Raw genomic sequence first — 22073 nt, forward strand, 5'->3', positions numbered from 1 at the left:
CTTTGGCGCGGACGCTTGGTTGCGCAAACAGAGCGCCGCTTGATCTGCCGGCGGCCCACGCCGCCCACTGCGCGAAAAGCGTCGGGGCGCAAGCCCCTCCCAAAAAAGCGCTCGCCGATACGAAAAGCGCCTGCCGATACGGGAGCCGGGGATTTCACATCCTCTGCGCTGCAGCGTTCCTGTCGACGAACGCGCTCGCGCCGTGCGCGCCGAAGGAAGGCCGTCCATGTCCATGCAATTCAAGTTCGAAGATTACGGCCCGCATCGCGAGGACGGTCGCTTCGGCCACCATTTCAGCCTGCGCATCGTGGTCGGCGAGCGCCGCGGCGCTCGCCTGGCGTGGTTCGAGCGCTGCGACCGGCCGTACGACCCGGACATGCCGATGGATACCTGGGTCGACATGCACCAGCTCATCGGCGCGCGTTCGCCGCTGTACGCGCAGTGGTTGGAAACCACGGTGGACAGCGGCCGGGTCGAGATCGATTTCGATCACGCGCCGACCATGCGCGAGGAACCCTATGCCCAGCGCAACCTGGAATGGTGCGTGGTGGTGGTCGATGGCGATGAAGACCAGGCCGAGGACGACCCGCGCGAATGGGCGATGTGGCGCGGCATGCAGCATCTGGTCTGCGACGGCGAAGGCCGGGCGATCGAGCAAACGCTGCGTCCGATCGCCTCGCTGCACGGAAGCAGCGCCCAGCCGCCGTCGCCGGACGAATTCCCGCACTACTGAGGCGAACCCCGCGCGAGCCGCGCCCAGGCCCCGAACGAGGCATCGATCTCGCGGGTGGGCGGTCCCCGTTCCGCGCGGCGCGATGCGGCGCCGTGGCGGGGCGGGGGCTGGCGATCGGCGGCTGGCGATCAGCCCGGTGCCGCCGCGGGCTTCGGCGGCCGTGCTTCTACAATGGGGCTTTGAGCATCGGGCTCCGGCCCAGGAATCCCCGCATGTCCGAACCTTCCACTCCTTCGCGCCGCGCCTTGGTCACCGGCGGCAGCGGCGATCTGGGCCGCGCCATCTGCCTGCGCCTGGCGGTCCAGGGTTGGCGCGTGATCGTGCATGCCAACAGCGGCATCGATCGCGCCGAGGCGGTGGTCGCGCAGATCCGCGAGCGCGGTGGTCAGGCCGAAGCGATCGCCTTCGACGTCGCCGATGGCGATGCCGTCGCGCGCGCGATCGAGGCCTTGCTGCAAGGCGGCCCGATCCAGGGCGTGATCAACAACGCCGGCATCCACGACGATGCGCCGATGGCGGGCATGAGCGACGCGCAATGGAAGCGCGTAATCGACGTGTCGCTGCATGGGTTCTTCCATGTTACCCAGCCGCTGCTGCTGCCGATGGCGCGTACCCGTTGGGGACGCATCGTCAGCGTGTCCTCGGTCGCCGCGGTGTTGGGCAATCGCGGCCAAGCCAATTACGCCGCCGCCAAGGCCGCCTTGCACGGCGCGTCCAAATCGCTGGCCCGCGAAATGGCCAGCCGCGGCATCACCGTCAACGTGGTCGCGCCCGGCGTGATCGAAGGCGGCATGGCCGCCGAGGCGTTCCCGCCCGAGACGATCAAGCAGATGGTCCCGGCCGCGCGCGCCGGCCGCGCCGACGAGGTCGCCGCGCTGATCGCTTTTCTGTGTTCGGACGATGCCGGTTACATCAACGGGCAGGTGATCGGGATCAACGGCGGGATGGGCTGAGGCCTGCGTTCGTCGCGCATGCGCCGTGCACGGCGGACACCCGACCGGCATACTGAGCGGGCCCGACCGGGCCGATGGGGATCGGCGGCGGGCACGAGCTGAATCACGGATGCGTGCGGCGGTCGCCGCGCGCCAATCTTGGTATCGACAAGGAACGCATATGCGATCGGTAAGGTCATGGGGTTTGGCGATGTGCCTGGCGTGGGTGGCGAGCGCGCCGACGGCGGTTTGGGCGAAAGGCGAATTGGTCAAGTACGTCGAGGCGCGCAATGAGGTCAATCCGCCGCCGTCGCTGCCGTTGAAGAGTTTCGACCGTTTCGAAATCGTCCCCTTGAGCATGGACGCGCCGTATGCCGGACAGAAGAGCAACGAACTCGCACGCGAGCGGTTGCAGGCGAATCTGGACCTGCGCGTGCCGCCGATCCTGAACGCCTGGAACGAATTGCCGACGACGGGCGCCGCTCCGCGAACGCTCAAGATCGAGCCGCAGGTCCGGCATATCCGCTACATCAGCGGCGGCAAGCGTTTCTTCGGCGGCGTACTCGCCGGCGGCTCGGCGATTCTGGTCACGGTTAAGATGAGCGATGCCGCCAGCGGCGAAGTCGTCGCCGAACCGGAGTTCTATCAACACGCCAACGCCTGGGGCGCGGCGTATTCGTTCGGCGGCACCGATAAGGCGATGAACGTCCGCATCAGCGAAATGGTCGCGGCCTATCTGACGCAGAACCGCGATGAGGCGGTCGGCGGGCCCACCGGCAAGAACGAAGAAAAGCGCGAAGGCGAAACCCGCGGCTCCTGAGTCCGCGCCGCGCGCCGTCGCCTTCGATGCCGCCGCGGCGGAGAGCGCCAAGCCACGAGACGACCGGGCCCGGCCCGAACCGCAGGGTCCGGTTCAGGCCGAGTTCTTATTTTCCGCGGACTCGGTCGGGCGCCCCGGACCACCGGTATCGAAGCGGCGTTCGGACGGCCCCTGCTTCACCCCACGCTGGGCGGGGCCGGCGTAGCATGGCCGTCTGACCGTCATCGGAATCGCCGTCATGCGCAGACTCATGTTGCTCGCCCTGCTGACATCGTTGCTAGCCGGCTGCGCCAGTTCGCATGTGTTGACCGGCACGCCGCGGCCGCCGGTGCCGGTGGAGCAGGTGCGGGTGTATTTCGCGCCGCCGCCGAGCCGCTACGAGGAGATCGCCCTGTTGGAAAGCAACAGCGGCGCGTTCACTTACGGCGAGCAGAACAAGACCGATTCGGTGCTCACCAAGCTGCGCACCGAGGCCGCCAAGCTCGGCGCCAACGGCGTGTTGTTCCAGGGCACCCAGGACGGCGCGGGCGGGACCGGCGTCAGCGTCGGCGCGGGCGGCGGCAGCTATGGCGGCGGCCGTCATTTCAGCGGCGGCGGGGTCGGGATCAGCATCAGCCCGCGGCAGAAGTTCGCGCGCGGCGTGGCGATCTACGTGCTCAACCCGCCGCCGATGAGCGATCCGGGTCCGCAGGGGCCGGTGAATCCGAATCCCAATCAGAATCCGCCGCCGCGCGAGTAGGCGCAGTGGCTGTTGCCCCCTTTAGAAAGGGGGCGGCGCTCGCGTAGCGGGCGCGGGGGATTTGAGCTTTTGCTGTTGTTTGGGGTGGAGCAAAAGCAAAGGCAAATCCCCCTAGCCCCCCTTTTTCAAAGGGGGGAACTCGAACGGGGGAACTCATGCGCTCAGCGCAAGGTCGTCTGCGCTTTGTGCACGCCTTCGCCGCCGAATTCGCCGCTGGGATCGTCGATCAATGGCGGGTTGGCGCGGATGCTGCGATAGATCGCGGGAACGCCGCCGCGGCGCAGGCACTGCAGCACGATGTGCGAGGTGATCCGGCTGAAATCGCGCAGCGGTTTGAAGTGGCTGGCACGGAACTGCTGCTGCGCCTCCTCGTTGTTGTAACGCGATTCGATCGGCACCGACACGCAACGGGTGCCCAGTTGCTGCGCGGCCGACATCAGGATCTGCGCTTCGAACACGAAATCCTCGCCGGGTACCTCGCGCAGCGCGAGCACCTCGGCCGGGTACAGACGTTGGCCGCTCTGGCTGTCGGCGATCTGGTAACCGGTGCCCCAGGCCACGCCCCAATCGCCGAAATCGTTCGCCAGCCGGCGATAGGTCGGCTGTGCGGCGCGCTTTCGCAGCCGCGCGCCGATCACGATATGGCCTGGATGACGGTTGGCGCTGTCGATCAATCGCGGGATGTCTTCGGCCGCGTGCTGGCCGTCGCCGTCCATGGTCACCACCGCCGCCGCGCCGCGCCGCTGGGCTTCGGCGAAGCCGTCGCGCAGGCTGGCGCCCTTGCCCTGGCGTTGCCGATGGCGCAGCACGGTGGCCGGCAAGTCGGCGATGCGATCGAAGGTGCCGTCGTCGGAACCGTCGTCGATCACGATCACCTGCGCGCATTGGGCCAGCGCGCCTTCGACCACTTCGCGGATGCGCAGCGCTTCGTTGAGCGCGGGAATCACCACCGCGACGTTGTGGCGGTCCAGGCGGACGCGCGCGGCCGTCGGTTGCGCCCAGGCCGGCGCGGTCGTGTCGCGTCCTGGCGACGAAGTGTCAGTCATGGCTCAGTTCCATCCACAGGCTGCGGCCGGCGCCCGCCGGCAACGCGACGCGATCATGGCGCGCGGCCAGGGCTTCGAACAAGGGGAGCATCGGCGCGCTGGCGTTGTCGGCATCGTGTCGCGCCAGCCGGCCGGGCGCGGCGTCCGCGGCCGGTCCGGCGAGCCAGGCGCGCAGGACCGGAACGCCGGCGCGGGCGCGCGACAGCACCAGCGCGCCGCCGAGCAGGCCGCGGCTGTGCGAGACCTGCGCCAGCGGGCCCTGGCTGCCGCCGTCGTAACCGACCAGCAGCACCGCATCCTCGCCGGTGGCGATCTGGCTCAGGGCCTCGATCAGGCCCTGGGCGAAGCTGGCCTGCAGCGCGCTCAGCGCGGTGGCCGGGCGCATCGCGCCGGCGCCGATGGTCCAGTAGCCGGCGGCGGCGTTGTGCACCGAATTGTGGAAACGGGTCGGCGAGATCGTGCGCGGCTCGCTGGCCAGCGTGGCGCACATGTAATCGGTGATCTGCATGTCGCCGTGACTGGAGGCGAACACCGAGGACAGGCTGGCCGGATCGCGGCCGGCGGCCTGGCACGCGGCCAGGGCGACTTCCAGCGCGACCGCGACGGTTTCCGGCGCGCGCCGGCGCTCGTTGGCGGCCAGCAATTGCGGCGAAGGACGCGCCGGCGCATCGGCGACGATTTCGCCCTGGCCCAGCGCATAAGCGCGTGCGGCGTTCCAATCGGGCAGGCCGCGGCTCCAGTACCCGATGCCCTCGATGCAGGCGCTCAATGCCACGGCCGGGCGCGGAATCGACTCGCTCATGCGCGCGCGAACACCAGCGAACAATTGTTGCCGCCGAAGCCGAAGGAATTGTTCATCGCATACCGGATGGATTGGCGGGCGTTGTCGAAACGGATCTGCGGCCCATTGCCGGGATCGGGATCGACACTGTTGAGGATGCCGGGCAACTCGCCGCGTTCCAGCGCGAGCAGGGCGATCGCCGATTCGACGATGCCGGCCGCGCCGAGGGTGTGGCCGGTCCAACCCTTGGTCGAACTGGCGTGCAGCCCGGGCGGGAACAGCGCGGCCACCGCGAGCGCTTCGACCTGATCGTTGGCCGGCGTGGCGGTCCCGTGCAGATTGAGATACCCCACGTCCTGCGCGCCGATGCCGGCGCGGGCCAGCGCATCGGCCATCGCCAGGCGCGCGCCCAGGCCTTCGGGATGCGGCGTGGACATGTGGTGGGCGTCGCTGGATTCGCCGTAGCCGCGCAGTTCCAGGCCGCGCGCGGCGTCGCCGTCGCGGCGTTCGAGCACGGCGAAGCCGCCGGCCTCGCCGAGCGAAAGTCCGACCCGGTTCGCGTCGAACGGCTTGCACGGCTGGGTGGAGACCAACTGCAGCGAGTTGAAGCCGAACAGCACGCTGCCGCACAAGGTGTCGACGCCGCCGACCAGGGCCGCGTCGGCGAGGCCGGCCTGGATCAATCGCGCCGCTTGGGCGAACACCTTGGCACTGGACGAACACGCGGTGGCCACGGTCGCGCACGGCCCGCGCAGGCCGGTCGCGGCGGCGACGAAAGCGCCCAGCGAATGCGGCGTGTGCAGAATCGGCCGCGCCAGTTCGTCGGGGAAGCGCGGCGGATCGCCTTGCAGGCTCGCATAGGCCTGTTCGGTCGCGCCGATGCTCGACGTCGAGGTGCCGACGATCACCGCCACACGTTCGGCGCCGTGGCGCGCGACCGCCGCGGCGATGGCCTCGGGCACGCCGTCGTGCTGCAGGCTCATCCAGGCCAGACGGTTGTTGCGGCATTCCCAGTCCGACAGTGCATCCGGCAGCGGCGCGTCCTCCACGCCTTCGACCCGGCCGATCCAGCAATCCAGCGGCGCCTGATCCGGCGCCAGCGGGGCGAAATCGTTGCGGCGCAGGCCGCTGCGGCGTTCGCGCAGGGCCCGGGCCTGGGCCTGAAGACCCTGCCCCAGCGCGGTGGTCGCGGTGTAGGCGCGGATCGCCAAGGGGGGCATCGGTGAGACCTTGGATGTCACTAGACAGGTACGACGCTGCGAACGGAATCAGCCGGAAGTATAGCCACCGGCCGCACGCGGCCGGCCGGGCCCGGGCCGCGTATCATGGCCGGCGCTGCGGGTCGGTTCATCGGCGCGCGCGGGGCGGGCGTCGATGCCGCCGTCGCGCGGCCGGAAGCGATCGGCGCAGCACCGTTCAGGTATCCACGGAGGATCCCTGACCACAGGGGGAACACCATGCGTTTGATGCATCTGATGTTGGCGGCGTTGTGTCTGGCCGCGTTCGCGGCATTTCCGGGATCGGTCCAGGCGCGTTCGGCGCCGTTGGTCGATCCCGATCCGGTCGCCATTCCGGCCGGCGTGGATTCGGCCAAGGTGGCCAAGGACATCAAGCGCGCGCTGATGGGCCGCGGTTGGTCGGTGACCGCCGAGCAGCCCGGCCAGATCGATTCGACCTTGAACCTGCGCACTCACGTCGCCCGCATCCGGGTCAGCTACGACAACTATCTGGGCTGGATCGGCTATCTGACCGCGGACCTGTCGACCAACCTGCAACTGTCCGGCCAGGACTGAAGCGCGCGCTGCGCGTCGCCACGGCGCGCGGCGTCGGGTTCGGTCGACAACCCCATCGCCGCGGCGCGGTCCGATCGCGTTGCGGCGTGCGACATCGCTACCGCCACCGATTTCACCTTCGCCGTTCTTCGTCCGCTTCCGCCGGTTTTCTTCGTGACCAGCCGTACCGCCCACCGCATCGCATTGTTCGGCGACCGCGACATCCTGCATGTCGCGGTGATCGCTTCGCTCGCCTGCGTGCTCAGCGCGGGCCTGGTGTATCTGGGCTATCTGCTGCACGTGTTGCGAGTGGCGCGCAATGCCTCGTGCCGGCCCGAGCGCGGCGAATGCGTATTGTTGTTCGGCAAGCACGCGCCAGGCGGTCGGCTCGACCGCGATTTCGAAGCGCGGCTGGATCGCGCGATGTCGCTGTGGCGCGAGCGTCCGCCGACGTGTCTGGTCTTGCTCGGCGGCGGTCCGGCGAACGAGCCGACCGAAGCCGAACTGGCGCGGCGCGGGCTGATCGCGCGCGGCCTCGCCGCCGATGCGCCGCTGTGGCTGGAATCGGAATCGCGCGACACCCTGCAGAACCTGCGCAACGCGCGCGTGTTGTTGGGCGAGCGCATGAACTCGCGCGTGACCTTGCTCAGCAGCCGCTATCACCTCGCCCGTTGCGCCTGGTTCGCCCGTCAGCTGGGCTACGACTGGGAACTGTGCGCGGCCGAGCCGCGCCTGCCGCTGCGGCCGAGCATGCTGATGCGATTGGCCGGTGAGGCCGGGTATGTGTGCATGAACGATATCGGCGCGCGTTGGGCGCGGCTGATCGGCAGCCAACGCATGCTCGCGCGGGTCAGCTGAGCGCGCCACGCCCGCGCCGGCAAGGCCGGAAATTATTTTCAGAATGGGAAAACACAGCGTCGTGATCGGCGTTTGTCGGTCTTGTGACGGCTATCCGGCGAAGCGGGCTTACGACTCTTGCACGCGCCGGTCCGCTGCGCGCCGATTTGTGGCAGGCGCGGCGGCTCAGTCTTCGCCGGCGCGGCGCGAGCGGGCCCCGCGCGGAGCGGGCCGGGCGGCGTCGGCGCCGTTGTGGCGCGCCATGGCTTCGCGCAGATGCGACTCGCCGCCCGAGCACACCGCCAGCACCCGGCAACGGCCCGGCGCGGCGGCGATGTAGGCGTGACCCATGGCGCTGTCGAAGTACATCGAGTCGCCGACTTCCAGTCGCGCCGGCGCATACAACTCGCTGTGCAGTTCGATCGCGCCTTCCAGCACCAGCGCGAATTCCTCGCCGGTGTGGCGGATCAGTTCGCCGAATTCTTCCAGCGAACGCGCGTGCACCTCGGCGATGATCGGCACCAGGCGCTTGTTGAGCAGTTCCGAGGCCGGGTAGAGGTGATCGTAGTTTTCCGTGCGGATCGCATAGCCCTCGCCGGCGCGGGTGATGCTGCGCCGGCCGCTGAAGGCGTCGTTACCGGCCGGCGGCTGCGAGGAAAACAATTCGCCGATGTCGACTTCCAGGCCTTGGGCGATGCGGGTGAGCTTGTCGAAGCTCAGCGACATCTTGCCGTTTTCGATTTTCGACAAGGTCGAAATCGGCAGCCCGGTGCGCGCGCCGATTTCGGCCAGGGTCCAGCCGCGCTGGCGGCGCAGGGCGCGCAGGGCGACGCCGGGGTTGTGGGCGGCGGCGGGCGCGGCGACGGTGACGGTCTTGCTGCGCTTGGCGGGCATGGACGGAGCCGAGGGAGTTCAAGGCGAACTCTAGGCGGGCGCCATCGCCTTGCCAAGCCAGCGCGGCGAAGGCTTGTTCATTTTGTGAAATCCAGTTGCCGATTATGAAAATCGGCGGCGTAGGCTGACGCGGCAGGGGCCGGAGCGGCCGCATGCGGCCGACGGGGCTGAACGCGATGTCGCTGGGTTCGGCCGACATGCCGGCGACGCACTGAAGACATAAGCACGGTGCGATGGTGCACACGCAGGCCGCAAAGCCCGCGCCAGCACGCCGCGAGCGTCCGCGCACCGCCGTTTCGGCCACGGGCGAACGCGTACACTGCCGGGCGGTGTTCCGGGCCGGAGTGCGTGGCGCGGTATGGATGACGCGTCGCCGGCGATGCCGGCCGGACCGACAGGGGTGGGAGTCGTAATGATGTTCAAGCCTTCGATGCGCGCGCTGCGCGTGAGCCTGAGCGCGGTAGTGTTGCTGACCGCGACGCTGTCGGCTCCGGCGCAGCAGGCGCCGAGCGCGCCGACGCCAGTGGCCGAGCCTTCCACGCCCGATCCCGCGGTTCAGCCGCCGGCCGACCCGGCCGCGCCCAAGGCCGCCAGCCCGGCGGCGTTCCCGCTCAACCCGACCGCGTTGCCGCTCAGGCCCGCGCCGCCGGCCGCCGCGCCGCCACCGGCGCGCGCGCCGACTCCCACGCCCACACCCGTCGATACGGTATCGCGGCCGCCCGCGCCGGAGCGGCGCGAGTCGCCCGCCGAGGCCACCGCCCGCGCCGCGGCCACGCCGCCGGTGGCCGATCCGGCCGCCGCCAGTCCGTCATCGAGCGCCACGCCGCGGACCGGCACGCCGGCCGCCCCGGCGGCTTCGCCCGCGCCCGCCCGTCGCACCGCGCCTTCCAACCCGTCTCCCTCGATCCCGCCGCCCACCCTTGCGGTTCCTCCGCGCACGACGCCGGTCGAGCCGCGATTGCCGGCCGCGGCCGCGCCGCGCCCGGCCGGTACGCCGCCCGCCGCCGCGCGCCCGCCGGTCGTGCCCGCCGTGAGTTCACCCGCGGCGAGTTCGCCGAAGCCGCCGGCGCCGCGCAATCCGCTTCCCGCCACGCCCGTCGGTTCGGTATCGAACCCGCCGCGCCCGTCGCCCCCGCCATCGGTCGCACCCGCGAGGGCGGCCCAGCCCGCGCCGGTGCCCGCCCCGGCACCGCCGCTCCGTACCGCCGCACCGCTCCCTTCGGCACCGACTGCGACGACCGCCGCTCCGCCCTCGCGCACCGCGCCCTACGTCGCGCCGCTGGCCGGCGGGGTGGTGCGGCCTTCCTCGCCGCTCGCCGACGGCGCGGGCGAACTCACCCCGGCCCCGCCGCCGGTCGCCGCGCCACCCGAGGCGCAACCCATCGACGTGCGGCCGTTGCCCTCGCCGATCGCGCCGGTACCCGCGCCGCTTCCGGTCGAAGCCGCGCCGGAGCCCGTCGCCGAGATCCTGGTCGAAGCCGCCGGTCGCGCGCCGACTCCGGTGGTCAGCGCGCCGGACCTGGAGGCCTATGCCGACGGCCTGGTGCCCGCAGCGTTGACGCGCGGCGGCCTGGCCGGTGCGGTGGCGGTCGTGGTCAAGGACGGCCAGATGGTGTTGGCCAAGGGCTACGGCTACGCCGATCGCGAACAACGCAAACCGATGGACGCCAACCGCACGCTGGTGCGGCCTGGCTCGATCTCCAAGCTGTTCACCTGGACCGCGGTGATGCAACTGGTCGAGCGCGGCAAGCTCGACCTCGATGCCGACATCAACACCTATCTGGATTTCCGCATTCCCGACTACCACGGCCAGTCGCTGACGATGCGTCATCTGATGACCCACAGCGGCGGCTTCGAGGAATCGGGCAAGTACTTGTTCGTCGAAAACCGCGCGCGGCTGATGCCGCTGGGCGCGTACCTCAAGACGGTGCAGCCGCGGCGCATCTACGCGCCCGGGCGGGTGCCGGCCTACTCCAACTACGGCGTGGCCCTGGCCGGCTACGTGGTCGAACGGGTCGCGCGCGTGCCGTTCAACGATTACGTCGAAGCGAACATCTTCGCGCCGTTGGGGATGCGCCATTCCAGTTTCCGCCAACCCTTGCCCAAGGGCCTGGCCGCCGACATGGCGCTGGGGTATCCGCTCGCGGGCGCGCCGCCGATCGGGTTCGAACTGATCAACGCCGCGCCCGCCGGCAGCTTGTCGGCGACCGGCGCGGACATGGCGCGTTTCATGATCGCCCAACTCGATCTGGGCCGTTACGGCGGCAACGCGATCGTGCAGCCGTACACCGCCCAGGCGATGCAGAACACCCTGGTGCGTCCGATCGCCGGCCTGGATGCGATGACCCTGGGCTTCTTCCGTCGCGATACGCGCGGGCCGGTGTCGATCGGCCACGGCGGCGCGACCGAGGCCTTCCAGAGCAGTCTGGTGTTGCTGCCCGAACACAAGCTCGGCGTGTTCGTGTCGGTCGACGGCCCGGCGCGCGCCGGGCGCGCGCTGCATCGCGATCTGGTCAACGGATTGCTGCGGCGTTACTACCCCGAGCGCGGCGCGCCGCCGCCGACGGTGGTGACCGCGTATCTGCACGGCCGTCAGGTCGAAGGGCGCTACGAGAGCAGCCGGCAATCGTCGAGCAACTTCCTCGCGATCGCGCGTTTGTTCGGTAGCGCCACCATCGAATTGAACGAGGACGAGACGATCTCGGTGTCCACGTTCCGCACTCCCGATGGTCGGCTCAAGCGTTGGCGCGAGATCGCGCCGTACCTGTGGCGCGAAGTCGACGGCGAGAGCCGCCTGGCGGCCAAGGTGATCGACAACCAGGTGATCGCGGTCAGCAGCGACGACGTGCCCGCGGCGCTGTGGCTGCAGCCGGTGCCGACTTGGCGCTCGCCGGCCTGGATGGTGCCGCTGCTGTACGTCGCCTTGGCCGTGCACGTACTGGCGCTGGCGTTGTGGCCGGTGGCCGCGCTGGTGCGCCGCCAGACCCAGCGGCGTTTGCGCCTGGACGGGCGCGAACGCGATCTGCGTCTGCTCAGCTTCTTCGGCCTGATCGGCAATGTGCTGCTGTTCGCGTTGTGGCTGTGGATACTGAGCCGGATCGAGGCGTCGCCGCGCGCGCTCGGCGGCGGCCTGGACCCGGCGATCCGCATGGCGCAGTTGCTGGGCCTGCTCAGCATCGCCGCCGCGGCGGTGACCGTGCTCAACGCGCGCGCCGCATGGAAACCGCCGCTGCAGCGTCTGCGCCGGGTTTGCGCGACCGCGATCGCCGCGGCCTGCATCGCGGTGGTGTGGCTGGTGTTCGCGCTCAAGACGCTGCAGTGGTCGCTGGTGTACTGACGCGGGCGGCATCGCCTTGACGGGATGTGGCGCTTGGTTGAATCACGGAATCACGGAATCACGCAAACGAAGAAGGCCGCGACGATCGTCGCGGCCTTCTTCGTTTTCAGCGCCCCGGTGCGGTATCGGGGCTTGCTAAGACGCGGCGATCACTTCGCCGCCGCGTTCTTGCGCTGGGGCACGTAGTTCTCGCGCACCGCCTTGCCCAACAGCGCCGGCGGCAACAGGCCCTGGTCGAGCAGGAAGTTGTTGAAGCTCAGACGGTCGAAGCGATCGCCCAGCGCCAGCTCGGTTTCCATGCGCAGTTCCAGGATGCGGCTGTAGCCGTAGAAATAGCTGCCCGCCTGGCCCGGCATGTTGAACATGTAGCGGTCCAGTTCCTGCTTGGTCATCGCCTCGGAGAAACCGACCTGCTCGCCCAGTACCTTGCCGGCGCTGGCGCGGTCGGTCAGGCCCAGGTTGAGCATCGGGTCGAGGATCGCGCGCGCCGCGCGCAGCAGGCGGAACTGCAGCGCGATCAGCTGACCGTCCAGCGGCTCGTACGGCACCATCTCGGCTTCGGCGTACAGCGCCCAGCCTTCGACGTTGACCGAGTTGAACGCGAACATGGTGCGCGCCAGCGAAATACCGCGTTCGACCATCGCGGTGAATTGCAGTTCGTGGCCCGGCCGGCCCTCGTGCGCCGACAGCGTCCACGCCGCCGATTCGTAGTTGAAGTCGTCGTAGTGCAGCGCCTTGCCGGCGGGGTTGGGCACGCCGATCGGCAGCACGAACTGGCCCTGCTGACCGGTGTTGCCGACCAGCGGCGCGGGCAGGAAATGCGGCGCGGGCTGCGCGGCCGATTCGGCTTCGCTGCCCAGGCGCATCACCATCGGTCGCTGCGGCACGTCGACGATCTTTTCCTTGCGGATGATCGGATCGATCGCGTCGATGATCTTGCGATAGCGCGATTCGAGCTGATCGTTGGCGATGGTGTCGCGCTTGAGCGCGCGGATCACCGCGACGTAGTCGTGCGGATCGGCGACCTGCAAGCCCTTGGCCTTGGCCACCAGCGGCGCGAGCTGGCGCATCGCCGCGCGGGTTTCCATGAACTCGACCTGGGCGCGGCGGATCAGCAATTGCGGATCGACGTCGATGCCGAACTGCTTGAGCTGATACGCATACAGCTGCGCCGGCAAGCGCGCGTCGGTGCGCGCCTTGGGCAGCACTTGCGCGCGGGTCCACTGGCCGTACTCGCTCAGCTGGGTTTCCATCGCCTTCAGTGCCGGCTCGGCGCCCTGGATCTGGTACTTGGCGAACAGCTTGCGGATGCCCTTGGCGTAGGTCTCCACATTGCCCAGCGCCTGCTCGACTTCCAGCTTGGTCGGCTGCAGCAGCGCCGGATTGCTCAGGCGTTCCTCGTAGCGTTCGCGCGCCAGCTGGGTCAGCGGCTTGCTGCCCGGCGCCTGGCCGACGTAGGCCTGCAGTCGCGCCAGTCCCTTGGCCCGGCGTTCGGGCGGGGTCTGATCCGAGAGCAGGGCGTTGAGCCCGGAGAACACGGTCTGCGGCGCGTCGAACCACGGCAGCACCAGCTTCTCGTTGAGTTCGCTGCCTTCGATGCTGTTGTCGACCGCGCGGATCAGGATCTCCAGATCCTGGCGCACGTCGGCGTTGCGTTCGAGTTGCAACTTGCCCTGCAGCTCGGTCTTGGCCTTGACCATCGCGGCGCGGAAGCGCGGGCCGACGTCGGGGTTGAGGTCGGTGACCTTGTCGTCGTAGCCGGGAATGCCGAAGAAGGAAAAACCTTCCGGGCTGAAATCGGCCTGCGCCTTGATCAGGATCTGGGTGTACTGGTTGCTCTGCGCGACCCAGGCCGGTACCGGCTTGGTCGTGGAGGCTTGGGCGGCCGCGGCCTCGGCGGCCTGCGCGGGCGCGGCGGACAGCACCAGAACGGGCGCGGACAGCGCCAGAGCGACTGCAAGGACAAGCGGCTTCATGGCATGACTCGTTGGAGGACTGGCGTCAGCATCGGCTGCGTGCGGGCGCGGGCCAAGCCCCGAAGGTCATGCGCGACGCCGCGCACGGGCGGTTCAGGGGCGCGGTAGGTCGATTTCGACCGGGCCGGGTTCGATGTCCACCCGCGCCATGGTCAAGATCCACTGCGCCGACGGCCCGCGCGGTCCGGCATCTCACTGTTCGGCGTCGTGGTGCAGATCGAAACGTTCGCGCGGAGGGCCGTCGGACACTCCGTCGATCTGCTGGTACTGCCATGCGCCGTTCTCGAATTTGGCCTGGAGATCGACGCTGCCCTCGCCGCGCGGGCCGCGCAGAAACACCAGGATCTTGGCGATTCCGCCCTCGCGCTGTTCGACCCCGCCCAGCGGCACCCAACGCGTCTGGATCGGCTCGCCGAGCGCGCCGGTCATGCGCGGGTCCGCGCGCACCCGCGCCATCGCTTCGTGGTAGGGGGCGCTGTTCTTGATCGCCGACATCGCCATGTACATCACGCCGCCGCCGATGACCAACGACAGCGCCATCATCGCCACAAAGCCCAGCACCAGCATCAACACCCAGTGCCGATGCACCCAGGGTTTGCGATATTCCGTATTCATGGCATCACGTTCCTTGTCGTCCTGAGGGTGTGGGTCTCGCGCTCAGCGCTTGAGGCAGCGGTCGAAGAAATCTTCGGTCAGGCGCAGCCGATGCAGATTGTCGCGTCCGCGCAGGCCGTGCTTGGCGCCGGGGTAGGTCATCAGTTCGAACGGTTGGCCGCGTTGCTGCAGCACGCTCATCAGCACCGTGGAGTTGGTGAACATCACGTTATCGTCGGCCATGCCGTGGATCAGCAGCAGCTTGGAGGTGAGGCCGTCGAGGTGTTCGAGCACGCGGCCTTCGCGGTAGCCGTCGGGATTGGTCTTGGGCAGGCCCATGTAGCGTTCGGTGTAGTGGCTGTCGTACAGGCCCCAGTCGGTGACCGGGGCGCCGGCGACGCCGCAGGCGTACTGGTCGCTGGCCTTGGCCAGCATCATCAAGGTCATGTAGCCGCCGTTGGACCAACCGAAGACGCCGATGCGCCCGCCGTCGACCCAGGAATGGGACTTCAACCACTCAACGCCTTTGATTTGATCCTCCACCTCCACCGTGCCCTGCTTGCGGTACAGCGCGCCCACGAACGCCGCGCCGCGCCGCGGCGTGCCGCGGTTGTCGAGCGAAAACACCAGATAGCCGCGCTGGGCCAGGTATTGATTGAAATCCGGCGCCCACGCGCGCTTGACCGATTGCGCCGCCGGTCCGCCGTAGACGTAGACCACCACCGGATAACGCTTGGACGGATCGAAGTCGCTGGGCTTGATCAGGCTGTAATGCAGCGTGGTCTTGCCGTCGGCGGCCTTGATCGTGCCGAACTCGACCGGACGCTGCGCCTGCAGGTACGGCGCGTACGGATGCTTGGGGTCGGCCAGATCGTTGTCGACCAGCGCGGCGACGCGGCTGCCGTCGTTGCGGTACAGCTCCAACTGCGGCGGCGTGAGCGGATTCGACCACGCATCGACATAGACGCTGGCGTTCTTGGCGAAGCTCGCCGCGTGCTGGCCGTCGGTCTTGGACAGGCGCTCGATCGCGCCGCCGGCGAGCGGCACGCGATACACCTGCGTATCGGTCGGCGTGTCCTTGCCGGCGGCGAAATACACTTGCCCGCCCGCTTCATCGACCGCGAGCACGCTGTCGACCGGCCAATCGCCGGAGGTCAACGCGGTGGCCTTGGCGCCGTCCTCGGACAGCAGATACAGATGCTCGAAGCCGCTGCGTTCGCTGCTCCACAGGATCCGGCCGTCCTTGAGGAAATGCAGATCGTTGTGCAACGGCACCCAGGTCTTGGAAGTTTCGCTGGCCAGCGTGCGCTGTTTGCCGGACTGCATATCGGTTTCGATCAGTTCCAGCGTGTGCTGATCGCGCGACTGGCGCTGGAAGGCGAGGCGGCCGGCGTCGCGCCAGTCGACCCGGGCCAGGTAGATGTCGGGGTTCTTGCCCAGATCGATCTCCTGCGACTTTGCCGTCGGCACCAGGCGTTGCTGGTGCGGGCCGTTGCTGCCGTCGGGATTGCGCGGATAGACGCGGGTGTCGGTCAGGCCGACGTTGGCCACGAACAACTGCACGCGCACGTTGGCGTCGCCCGCGGCCGGATAGCGCTGCTGGACCACATCGGTGCGATCGGGATACACCTCGTAGCGCTTCTGCACCGGCACCTGCGATTCGTCGATGCGAGCGTAGGCGATCGCCGAATCGTCGGGCGCCCACCAATAACCGGTGTGGCGGTCCATTTCCTCGTCGGCGACGAATTCGGCCACGCCGTTGCCGATCGTGTCGCTGCCGTCGAAGGTGAGCTGGCGCGGCTTGCCGTCGGCCAGATCGATCACCCACAGGTTGCGATCGCGCACGAAGCTGACGAAACCGCCCTTGGGCGAGAGTTTGGGATCGGTGGCGAAACCCTCGCCGTGGGTGAGCTTGCGTACCGCCGCCTTGCCCGATTTGCTCAGGTCATACAGATACAGCTCGCCGCCGAGCGGGAACAGCAGGCGCTGGCCGTCGGGCGACCACTGGTAATCGACGATGCCCGACAGCGCGGCGATGCGCTGGCGTTCGCGCCGCGCTTTCTCCTCGTCGCTGAGCACTTCCGCGCCGGGCAGCACGTCGTCGGAATCGACCAGCATGCGGGTCTTGCCGCTGGCGATGTCGTAAGCCCACAAATCCAGGCGATTGCGGTCGCGCTGCTTGCCGCGCAGGAAGCCGACCCGGCTGCCGTCCGGCGCGATCTTGGGCTTGACCAGGCTCGGGCCCGACAACGGCGCGTCGCCAGTCAGGGCTTCCAGGGTCAGGCGGCTGGGCGCCGGCGCGTCGGTCGCGGCGGCGGTGGGCTTGGAGGCGGCGAGGGCGGTGGTGGCGGTCAGCGACATGGCGAGCAGGCAAGCGGCGAGGCGACGGGGATTGTTCATTCGGGCGATGGTTCCGTGGCTGACGCTGGATCGCGGTCCGGCGTCGGTTGCTGCATCAAGGCGTGGACGCGGGGGTGCCGAACAGGTTCCGACGCATTTCGTCGGTCATGGTCTTGTCGGCCCGGTACACCTTGCCTATTTCGTAGGTCCGTTGGAAGGCCGGCCGCGCGCTCAACTCGTCGTGCCAACGCTGCACGTTGGGATAGCGGGCCAGGTCGACGTGGTGCCATTCGTGTTCGCGGGTCCAGGGGTAGCAAGCGAAATCGGCGATGGTCAGTGTATCGGCGGCGATGTACTCGCGGCCCGCCAGCCGTCGGTCCAGCACGCCGTACAGCCGTTCGGTCTCGCGCTGATAGCGGTCGATCGCATAAGGCACCTTCTCCGGCGCGTAGCGGTTGAAGTGATGGTTCTGGCCCAGCATCGGGCCGTAGCCGCCGACCTGCCAGAACAGCCATTCGTTCACGGCGATCCGCTCGCGCAGCGCGCGCGGCGCGAACAGGCCGGTCTTTTCCGCCAGATACTGCAAGATCGCGCCGGACTCGAACACGCTGATAGGAGCGGGGCTGATCCCCGCGCCACCGTCCGCCGGCGCATGGTCGACGATCGCCGGCATCCGGTTGTTGGGAGAGATGGTCAGGAATTCGGGCTTGAACTGATCGCCCGCGCCGATATCGACCGGTTTGATCGAGTACTCCAGCCCCGCGCCGGCCTGGGCGGCTTCTTCGAGGAACAAGGTGATCTTGTGGCCGTTGGGGGTCGGCCAGTAGTGCAGGTCGATCATGGGGAAGGACTCCGCTGAGAAAGCCGGCAGTGTAAAGGCGGTCCCGCGCGCGCCAGATCCGCGCCGGTGGGACGGCGTGTGCCGCCCGCGTCGGGCCCCGCACGGGGCGGTTATCTGAATCCCGCTCTCGTCCGACATGGCGATGTCGCCGCCGCCCGGCTACTCTGTGAACCCCGCTGCGCGGGAATCGCCTTCCCATTCAACGAGTTCCGAGTTCCGCATGACCGATCCCAAGATCACCCGACTCAATCCCCTGCCGGCCCTGATCTTCAGCTCGCGCTGGCTGCAGCTGCCGCTGTATCTGGGACTGATCGTCGCCCAGGGCGTGTACGTCTTCCAGTTCGTCAAAGAACTGATCCACCTGGTCAGCGACGCGGCCAGTCTGACCGAGCAGGCGATCATGCTGATCGTGCTGGGTCTGATCGACGTGGTGATGATCTCCAACCTGCTGGTGATGGTGATCGTCGGCGGTTATGAGACCTTCGTCTCGCGCCTGCGTCTGGAAGGGCATCCCGATCAGCCCGAGTGGCTCAGCCACGTCAACGCCAGCGTGCTCAAGGTCAAGCTGGCGATGGCGATCATCGGCATCTCCTCGATCCACCTGCTCAAGACCTTCATCGGCGCGGGCAATCTGGGCCTGCCGTTGTGCGGCACGCCGGAGGCTTACGAGGCGACGCGGCAGCTCGCGGCGATGACCGCCAAGGGCGCATCCGAGCTCGCCAATGCCGCAAGCAGCATCAAGGCGCGCTGCAGCGACGTGACATCCGAAGGCGTGATGTGGCAGTCGCTGATCCACTTCCTGTTCATCGTCTCGGCCGTCGGCATCGCCTGGACCGACAAGCTGATGAGCAAGGCGCCGGGCAAGGCGCACTGAGGTTTCCAGCGCCCGCGCCGCAACGGCGCGGGCGGGTCAGTCGCCGCGTCCGCGCGGCGATGGGTCGCGACGCGGCGCGCTCATGATCGCGCGCCGCAATCTCGCCGCATCGGCGTCGGCGGACAATCGCAGAGCGCCATCGGCCGTGCTCAGCCCCAATTCGCGATAGGCCGCGTCGAGCGGCGGAAATTCGGTCATTGCCGCATAGCGCCGGTACAGGCGCGCGAACACGCCGCGGCCGCCGGCGCGATCGAGCGCATCGACGAAGGCCCGCGGCTCGAGATGTTCGTCGCCGTCCAGGCAGCAATCCGAATAACGCCCCAGCACGTGCTCCAGCGTGGTGCCGCGTTCGCGCCGCAGCGCCAGATCCGCGTCCAGCCAATACGCCGCGCCGGCCCAGTAGATGCGCATGGTGCTGCCGCGGCTCCAGCCGACCTGATCCATGCGCCGCCCCGCGCCGACCGCGCGGCCGCGTTGAAACCCGCCGTCCAGTCGGCGCCAGGCTTCGTCCGCGTCCAACAGGCCGGCGCGGGCGCGCAGCACGTTCTGGTAGTAGCTCGCCAGGCCTTCGGCCAGCCAGCGGCCCTGATCGCCCAGATACGGATGAAACAGGTGCGAGAGTTCATGCACCGCAGTCCAGTCGGCGCGCAGTTCGGCCAGGCTTGCGTCGTCGCGCACGTACAACAGCACCGCAACGCCGTCGCCGCGTCGGGTCTGGCCCCACGGCACCGGACTGGAGTCGCGACTGGAATCGCGGCCGCGGCGCGGCACCAGGCGGATGCGCACCGTGGCTTCGCGCAAGGGAAAATGGCCGAACGCGGTCAGCGCGGCCTGGGCGCATTCGTCCAGCCAGCGGTGCAATTCATCGGCGCGCTCGCGATCGCCGGGGTTCTCCACGATCACCCGCAGCCGCGTATCGCCGGCGCGGATGACGCGTTCATCCGCGCCGATGGCCAGGTGCTTGTTGTTTGCCGTGTCCGCCGCTGCTTGCGCGCAGGCGGGCGCCGCCGTCGCCGCGAGCGCGGCGCAAAGCAGCAAAGTCGGCAACGGCAGGACGCGGGCGGCCATGATCGTCATTGGAATCGCGCGGCGCGAGAAGGTTCCCGCACCTGGGCCGTTACAATAGCCCGATGGACGTATCGCATCTGCTCGACGCACTCAATCCGGCCCAGCGCGAGGCCGTTTCGGCTCCGGCCGGCCACTATCTGGTTCTCGCGGGGGCCGGTAGCGGCAAGACCCGCGTGCTGACGCACCGCATCGCCTGGCTCAATGAAGTCTATGGGGTGCCCACGCACGGCATCCTCGCGGTCACCTTCACCAACAAGGCTGCCGGCGAAATGCGCTCGCGCGTCGATGCGCAGCTCGCGCGCGGCGCGCGCGGCATGTGGATCGGCACTTTCCACGGTCTGGCGCACCGCCTGCTGCGCCTGCATTGGCAGGAAGCCAAGCTGCCGGAAGGTTTCCAGGTGCTCGACAGCGACGATCAGCTGCGCCTGGTCAAGCGCGTGGTGCAGGCGCTGGAGCTCGACGAAACCCGCTTCCCGCCGCGCCAGATCAGTTGGTGGATCAACGCCCAGAAGGACGAAGGCCGGCGTCCGCGCAACATCCAGCCGGCCGGCGACGACTGGGCCGACGTGATGCTGCGTTGCTACGAGGCGTATCAGGAACGCTGCGAACGCGCCGGTCTGGTCGACTTCGCCGAGTTGCTGCTGCGCGCGCATGAGTTGTTGCGTGATAACCCGGCCTTGCTCGCGCACTATCGGACACGCTTCCGCGAGATTTTGGTCGACGAGTTCCAGGACACCAACGCCATCCAGTACGCCTTCGTGCGCGTGCTGGCCGGCGACACCGGCCACGTGTTCGTGGTCGGCGACGACGATCAGGCCATCTACGGCTGGCGCGGCGCCAAGGTCGAGAACGTGCAGCGCTTTCTGCGCGATTTCTCCGGCGCGCAGACCATCCGCCTGGAGCAGAACTACCGCTCCAGCGCGAATATTCTCGACGCGGCCAACGCGGTCATCGCCCACAACCCGGACCGACTGGGCAAGAAGCTGTGGACCGACACCGGCCACGGCGAGCCGATCGATCTGTACGCGGCCTACAACGAGATGGACGAGGCGCGCTTCGTGATCGAGCGCCTGCGCCAGTGGGTGCGCGACGGCGGCAGCCACGGCGATGTGGCCATTCTCTACCGCAGCAACGCGCAGTCGCGCGCTTACGAAGAAGCCTTGTTGTCCGAACAGGTGCCGTACCGCGTGTACGGCGGCCAGCGCTTCTTCGAGCGCGCCGAAATCAAGGACACCCTGGCCTATCTGCGCCTGATCGCCAACCGCGCCGACGACGCCGCGTTCGAACGCGCGGTCAACACGCCCACCCGCGGCATCGGCGAGCGCACGCTCGACGAGGTGCGCAAGCGCGCCCGCGGCGACGCGGTGTCGCTGTGGGAGGCCGCGCTGCGGCTGTCGTCGGAGAACGGGCTGGCCGGACGCGCGCGCAACGCACTGGCCGGTTTCGCGCTGCTGATCGACACCCTGCAAAGCGACGTGGTCGACATGCCGCTGCCGGAGAAGATCGATCACGTGCTGCAACGCTCGGGCCTGCGCGAGCACTACGCCAACGAGTCGCGCGGTCAGCTCGATTCGCGCACCGACAACCTCGACGAACTGGTCTCGGTGGCATCGCGCTTCACCCGCAGCGACGAGGACGAGGCCGCGGCGATGCCGGAGCTGATCGCCTTCCTCAGCTACGCCGCGCTGGAGGCCGGCGAAGGCCAGGCCCAGGCCGGCGAGGACGGCGTGCAATTGATGACCCTGCACAGCGCCAAGGGCCTGGAGTTTCCGCTGGTGTTTCTCGGCGGCCTGGAGGAAGGGCTGTTCCCGAGCTCGCGTTCGACGGAGGAATCCGGGCGCCTGGAAGAAGAGCGGCGTCTGGCGTATGTAGGCATCACACGTGCGCGCGAGAAGTTGGTGCTGAGCTACGCCGAAAGCCGGCGCATCCACGGCATGGAAACGTTCGGCATGCCTTCGCGTTTTCTGCGCGAGATTCCCCCGAATCTGCTCAACGAGGTGCGGCCGAAGGTGCAGGTCTCGCGTCCGGTGTTCAACAGCGCGCCGCGCCGCGATTTCGGCCATGCGCCGATCGAGGCGCCGCCGGTCAAGCTGGGCTCGCAGGTGCGCCACGCCAGCTTCGGCACCGGCACCGTCACCGATTACGAAGGCGCCGGCGCGCATGCGCGCGTGCAGGTGAATTTCGATGAGGCAGGGAGCAAGTGGCTGGTGTTGGCTTATGCGAATCTGCAGCCACTCTAGTTAATCGTTCGACGCGTTAGTGAAGAAGCGAAACTCCCCGAGTCGTCACTCCCGCCAGCGTCGGAATGACGGTCGCCAATATTGAGTGGTCGCCGGTAAAGCTTCTGAGATTACGCCGTCGAGGCCGCGCTTCCTCATTGCCGTCATCCCCGCGAAGGCGGGGATTCAGGGCTTTATCGCGGCACAACTCTGAAGTCTCTGGATCCCCGCCTTCGCGGGGATGACGAGCAAAAGCTGCGCGAATGGCGA

19 protein-coding genes are annotated in these 22073 nt (G+C 68.6%); 9 read left to right on the forward strand and 10 right to left on the reverse strand.

The window, feature by feature from the left end; genetic code table 11:
- Positions 1-226 precede the first annotated feature (226 nt).
- The 4 genes from ACTOWJ_RS09125 to ACTOWJ_RS09140 all read left to right on the forward strand — a co-directional run bounded on the left by ACTOWJ_RS09125 (position 227) and on the right by ACTOWJ_RS09140 (position 3224).
- A complete protein-coding gene (locus ACTOWJ_RS09125) occupies positions 227-733 on the forward strand; it encodes a hypothetical protein (protein WP_441334284.1) in 507 nt (168 codons plus the stop codon).
- A 212-nt stretch (positions 734-945) separates the two neighbouring features.
- Positions 946-1686, forward strand: coding sequence for a 3-oxoacyl-ACP reductase FabG (gene fabG, locus ACTOWJ_RS09130; RefSeq protein ID WP_441334285.1), 741 nt, complete (start codon positions 946-948; stop codon positions 1684-1686).
- 160 nt (positions 1687-1846) lie between these two features.
- The gene (locus tag ACTOWJ_RS09135; protein WP_441334286.1) at positions 1847-2485 is read left to right on the forward strand and encodes a hypothetical protein; all 639 of its coding nucleotides are present in this window, start codon (positions 1847-1849) and stop codon (positions 2483-2485) included.
- A 238-nt stretch (positions 2486-2723) separates the two neighbouring features.
- Positions 2724-3224, forward strand: coding sequence for a hypothetical protein (locus tag ACTOWJ_RS09140; RefSeq protein WP_441334287.1), 501 nt, complete (start codon positions 2724-2726; stop codon positions 3222-3224).
- Between the two features lie 161 nt (positions 3225-3385).
- Here ACTOWJ_RS09140 and ACTOWJ_RS09145 read toward each other — a convergent pair whose 3' ends face one another.
- The 3 genes from ACTOWJ_RS09145 to ACTOWJ_RS09155 are packed head-to-tail and all read right to left on the reverse strand — an operon-like array spanning position 3386 to position 6271.
- Positions 3386-4270, reverse strand: a complete 885-nt coding sequence (locus ACTOWJ_RS09145; protein WP_441334288.1) for a glycosyltransferase family 2 protein — start codon at positions 4268-4270, stop codon at positions 3386-3388.
- Positions 4263-5072 carry a beta-ketoacyl synthase chain length factor gene (locus ACTOWJ_RS09150; RefSeq protein WP_441334289.1) on the reverse strand — a complete coding sequence of 270 codons (810 nt, stop codon included), beginning with the start codon at positions 5070-5072 and terminating at the stop codon, positions 4263-4265. Before ACTOWJ_RS09150 ends, ACTOWJ_RS09145 begins: the two co-directional genes overlap by 8 nt.
- Positions 5069-6271, reverse strand: a complete 1203-nt coding sequence (locus ACTOWJ_RS09155; RefSeq protein WP_441334290.1) for a beta-ketoacyl-[acyl-carrier-protein] synthase family protein — start codon at positions 6269-6271, stop codon at positions 5069-5071. Before ACTOWJ_RS09155 ends, ACTOWJ_RS09150 begins: the two co-directional genes overlap by 4 nt.
- Positions 6272-6508: 237 nt before the next feature.
- On the opposite strand from ACTOWJ_RS09155, the gene ACTOWJ_RS09160 reads away from it, so the two are divergent.
- Positions 6509-6844: a hypothetical protein gene (locus ACTOWJ_RS09160; protein ID WP_441334291.1), complete on the forward strand. Its 336-nt coding sequence runs from the start codon at positions 6509-6511 to the stop codon at positions 6842-6844.
- 153 nt (positions 6845-6997) lie between these two features.
- The gene (locus ACTOWJ_RS09165) at positions 6998-7681 is read left to right on the forward strand and encodes a YdcF family protein (protein WP_441334292.1); all 684 of its coding nucleotides are present in this window, start codon (positions 6998-7000) and stop codon (positions 7679-7681) included.
- Between the two features lie 165 nt (positions 7682-7846).
- Here ACTOWJ_RS09165 and ACTOWJ_RS09170 read toward each other — a convergent pair whose 3' ends face one another.
- Entirely contained in the window at positions 7847-8554 is a 708-nt protein-coding gene (locus ACTOWJ_RS09170; protein WP_441334293.1) for a helix-turn-helix domain-containing protein, read from the reverse strand.
- A gap of 555 nt (positions 8555-9109) precedes the next feature.
- Entirely contained in the window at positions 9110-9814 is a 705-nt protein-coding gene (locus ACTOWJ_RS09175) for a hypothetical protein (protein ID WP_441334294.1), read from the reverse strand.
- Between the two features lie 34 nt (positions 9815-9848).
- Here ACTOWJ_RS09175 and ACTOWJ_RS09180 point away from each other — a divergent pair, with 34 nt between their 5' ends.
- On the forward strand, positions 9849-11891 hold the full coding sequence (locus ACTOWJ_RS09180; RefSeq protein ID WP_441334295.1) for a serine hydrolase domain-containing protein: 2043 nt from the start codon (positions 9849-9851) through the stop codon (positions 11889-11891).
- A 149-nt stretch (positions 11892-12040) separates the two neighbouring features.
- Here ACTOWJ_RS09180 and ACTOWJ_RS09185 read toward each other — a convergent pair whose 3' ends face one another.
- The 4 genes from ACTOWJ_RS09185 to ACTOWJ_RS09200 all read right to left on the reverse strand — a co-directional run bounded on the left by ACTOWJ_RS09185 (position 12041) and on the right by ACTOWJ_RS09200 (position 17642).
- Entirely contained in the window at positions 12041-13867 is a 1827-nt protein-coding gene (locus ACTOWJ_RS09185; RefSeq protein WP_441334296.1) for a DUF885 domain-containing protein, read from the reverse strand.
- A gap of 192 nt (positions 13868-14059) precedes the next feature.
- On the reverse strand, positions 14060-14482 hold the full coding sequence (locus ACTOWJ_RS09190; protein WP_441334297.1) for a cytochrome c oxidase assembly factor Coa1 family protein: 423 nt from the start codon (positions 14480-14482) through the stop codon (positions 14060-14062).
- Between the two features lie 42 nt (positions 14483-14524).
- A complete protein-coding gene (locus ACTOWJ_RS09195) occupies positions 14525-16861 on the reverse strand; it encodes a S9 family peptidase (RefSeq protein WP_441334298.1) in 2337 nt (778 codons plus the stop codon).
- A 55-nt stretch (positions 16862-16916) separates the two neighbouring features.
- Complete coding sequence (locus ACTOWJ_RS09200) at positions 16917-17642, reverse strand: glutathione binding-like protein (RefSeq protein ID WP_441334299.1); 726 nt, start codon at positions 17640-17642, stop codon at positions 16917-16919.
- 220 nt (positions 17643-17862) lie between these two features.
- Here ACTOWJ_RS09200 and ACTOWJ_RS09205 point away from each other — a divergent pair, with 220 nt between their 5' ends.
- Positions 17863-18516: a TIGR00645 family protein gene (locus ACTOWJ_RS09205; RefSeq protein WP_441334300.1), complete on the forward strand. Its 654-nt coding sequence runs from the start codon at positions 17863-17865 to the stop codon at positions 18514-18516.
- A gap of 36 nt (positions 18517-18552) precedes the next feature.
- Here the strand turns inward: ACTOWJ_RS09205 and ACTOWJ_RS09210 are convergent, their stop codons facing one another.
- The gene (locus ACTOWJ_RS09210) at positions 18553-19584 is read right to left on the reverse strand and encodes a M61 family metallopeptidase (RefSeq protein WP_441334301.1); all 1032 of its coding nucleotides are present in this window, start codon (positions 19582-19584) and stop codon (positions 18553-18555) included.
- 62 nt (positions 19585-19646) lie between these two features.
- On the opposite strand from ACTOWJ_RS09210, the gene uvrD reads away from it, so the two are divergent.
- On the forward strand, positions 19647-21824 hold the full coding sequence (uvrD, locus tag ACTOWJ_RS09215; RefSeq protein WP_441334302.1) for a DNA helicase II: 2178 nt from the start codon (positions 19647-19649) through the stop codon (positions 21822-21824).
- Positions 21825-22073 lie beyond the last annotated feature (249 nt).

The sequence above is a fragment of the Lysobacter sp. CA199 genome, assembly GCF_052078715.1.
Lineage (GTDB): Bacteria > Pseudomonadota > Gammaproteobacteria > Xanthomonadales > Xanthomonadaceae > Lysobacter.

What these genes read in the sequence shown, in the direction of transcription:
- ACTOWJ_RS09155 (WP_441334290.1), bottom strand. Translation starts at nt 6,271, where the DNA reads ATGCCCCCCTTGGCGATCCGCGCCTACACCGCGACCACCGCGCTGGGG.
- ACTOWJ_RS09160 (WP_441334291.1), top strand. Translation starts at nt 6,509, where the DNA reads ATGCGTTTGATGCATCTGATGTTGGCGGCGTTGTGTCTGGCCGCGTTC.
- ACTOWJ_RS09135 (WP_441334286.1), top strand. Translation starts at nt 1,847, where the DNA reads ATGCGATCGGTAAGGTCATGGGGTTTGGCGATGTGCCTGGCGTGGGTG.
- fabG (WP_441334285.1), top strand. Translation starts at nt 946, where the DNA reads ATGTCCGAACCTTCCACTCCTTCGCGCCGCGCCTTGGTCACCGGCGGC.
- ACTOWJ_RS09145 (WP_441334288.1), bottom strand. Translation starts at nt 4,270, where the DNA reads ATGACTGACACTTCGTCGCCAGGACGCGACACGACCGCGCCGGCCTGG.
- ACTOWJ_RS09210 (WP_441334301.1), bottom strand. Translation starts at nt 19,584, where the DNA reads ATGGCCGCCCGCGTCCTGCCGTTGCCGACTTTGCTGCTTTGCGCCGCG.
- ACTOWJ_RS09190 (WP_441334297.1), bottom strand. Translation starts at nt 14,482, where the DNA reads ATGAATACGGAATATCGCAAACCCTGGGTGCATCGGCACTGGGTGTTG.
- ACTOWJ_RS09150 (WP_441334289.1), bottom strand. Translation starts at nt 5,072, where the DNA reads ATGAGCGAGTCGATTCCGCGCCCGGCCGTGGCATTGAGCGCCTGCATC.
- ACTOWJ_RS09200 (WP_441334299.1), bottom strand. Translation starts at nt 17,642, where the DNA reads ATGATCGACCTGCACTACTGGCCGACCCCCAACGGCCACAAGATCACC.
- ACTOWJ_RS09125 (WP_441334284.1), top strand. Translation starts at nt 227, where the DNA reads ATGTCCATGCAATTCAAGTTCGAAGATTACGGCCCGCATCGCGAGGAC.
- ACTOWJ_RS09140 (WP_441334287.1), top strand. Translation starts at nt 2,724, where the DNA reads ATGCGCAGACTCATGTTGCTCGCCCTGCTGACATCGTTGCTAGCCGGC.
- ACTOWJ_RS09170 (WP_441334293.1), bottom strand. Translation starts at nt 8,554, where the DNA reads ATGCCCGCCAAGCGCAGCAAGACCGTCACCGTCGCCGCGCCCGCCGCC.
- ACTOWJ_RS09185 (WP_441334296.1), bottom strand. Translation starts at nt 13,867, where the DNA reads ATGAAGCCGCTTGTCCTTGCAGTCGCTCTGGCGCTGTCCGCGCCCGTT.
- ACTOWJ_RS09195 (WP_441334298.1), bottom strand. Translation starts at nt 16,861, where the DNA reads ATGAACAATCCCCGTCGCCTCGCCGCTTGCCTGCTCGCCATGTCGCTG.
- uvrD (WP_441334302.1), top strand. Translation starts at nt 19,647, where the DNA reads ATGGACGTATCGCATCTGCTCGACGCACTCAATCCGGCCCAGCGCGAG.
- ACTOWJ_RS09205 (WP_441334300.1), top strand. Translation starts at nt 17,863, where the DNA reads ATGACCGATCCCAAGATCACCCGACTCAATCCCCTGCCGGCCCTGATC.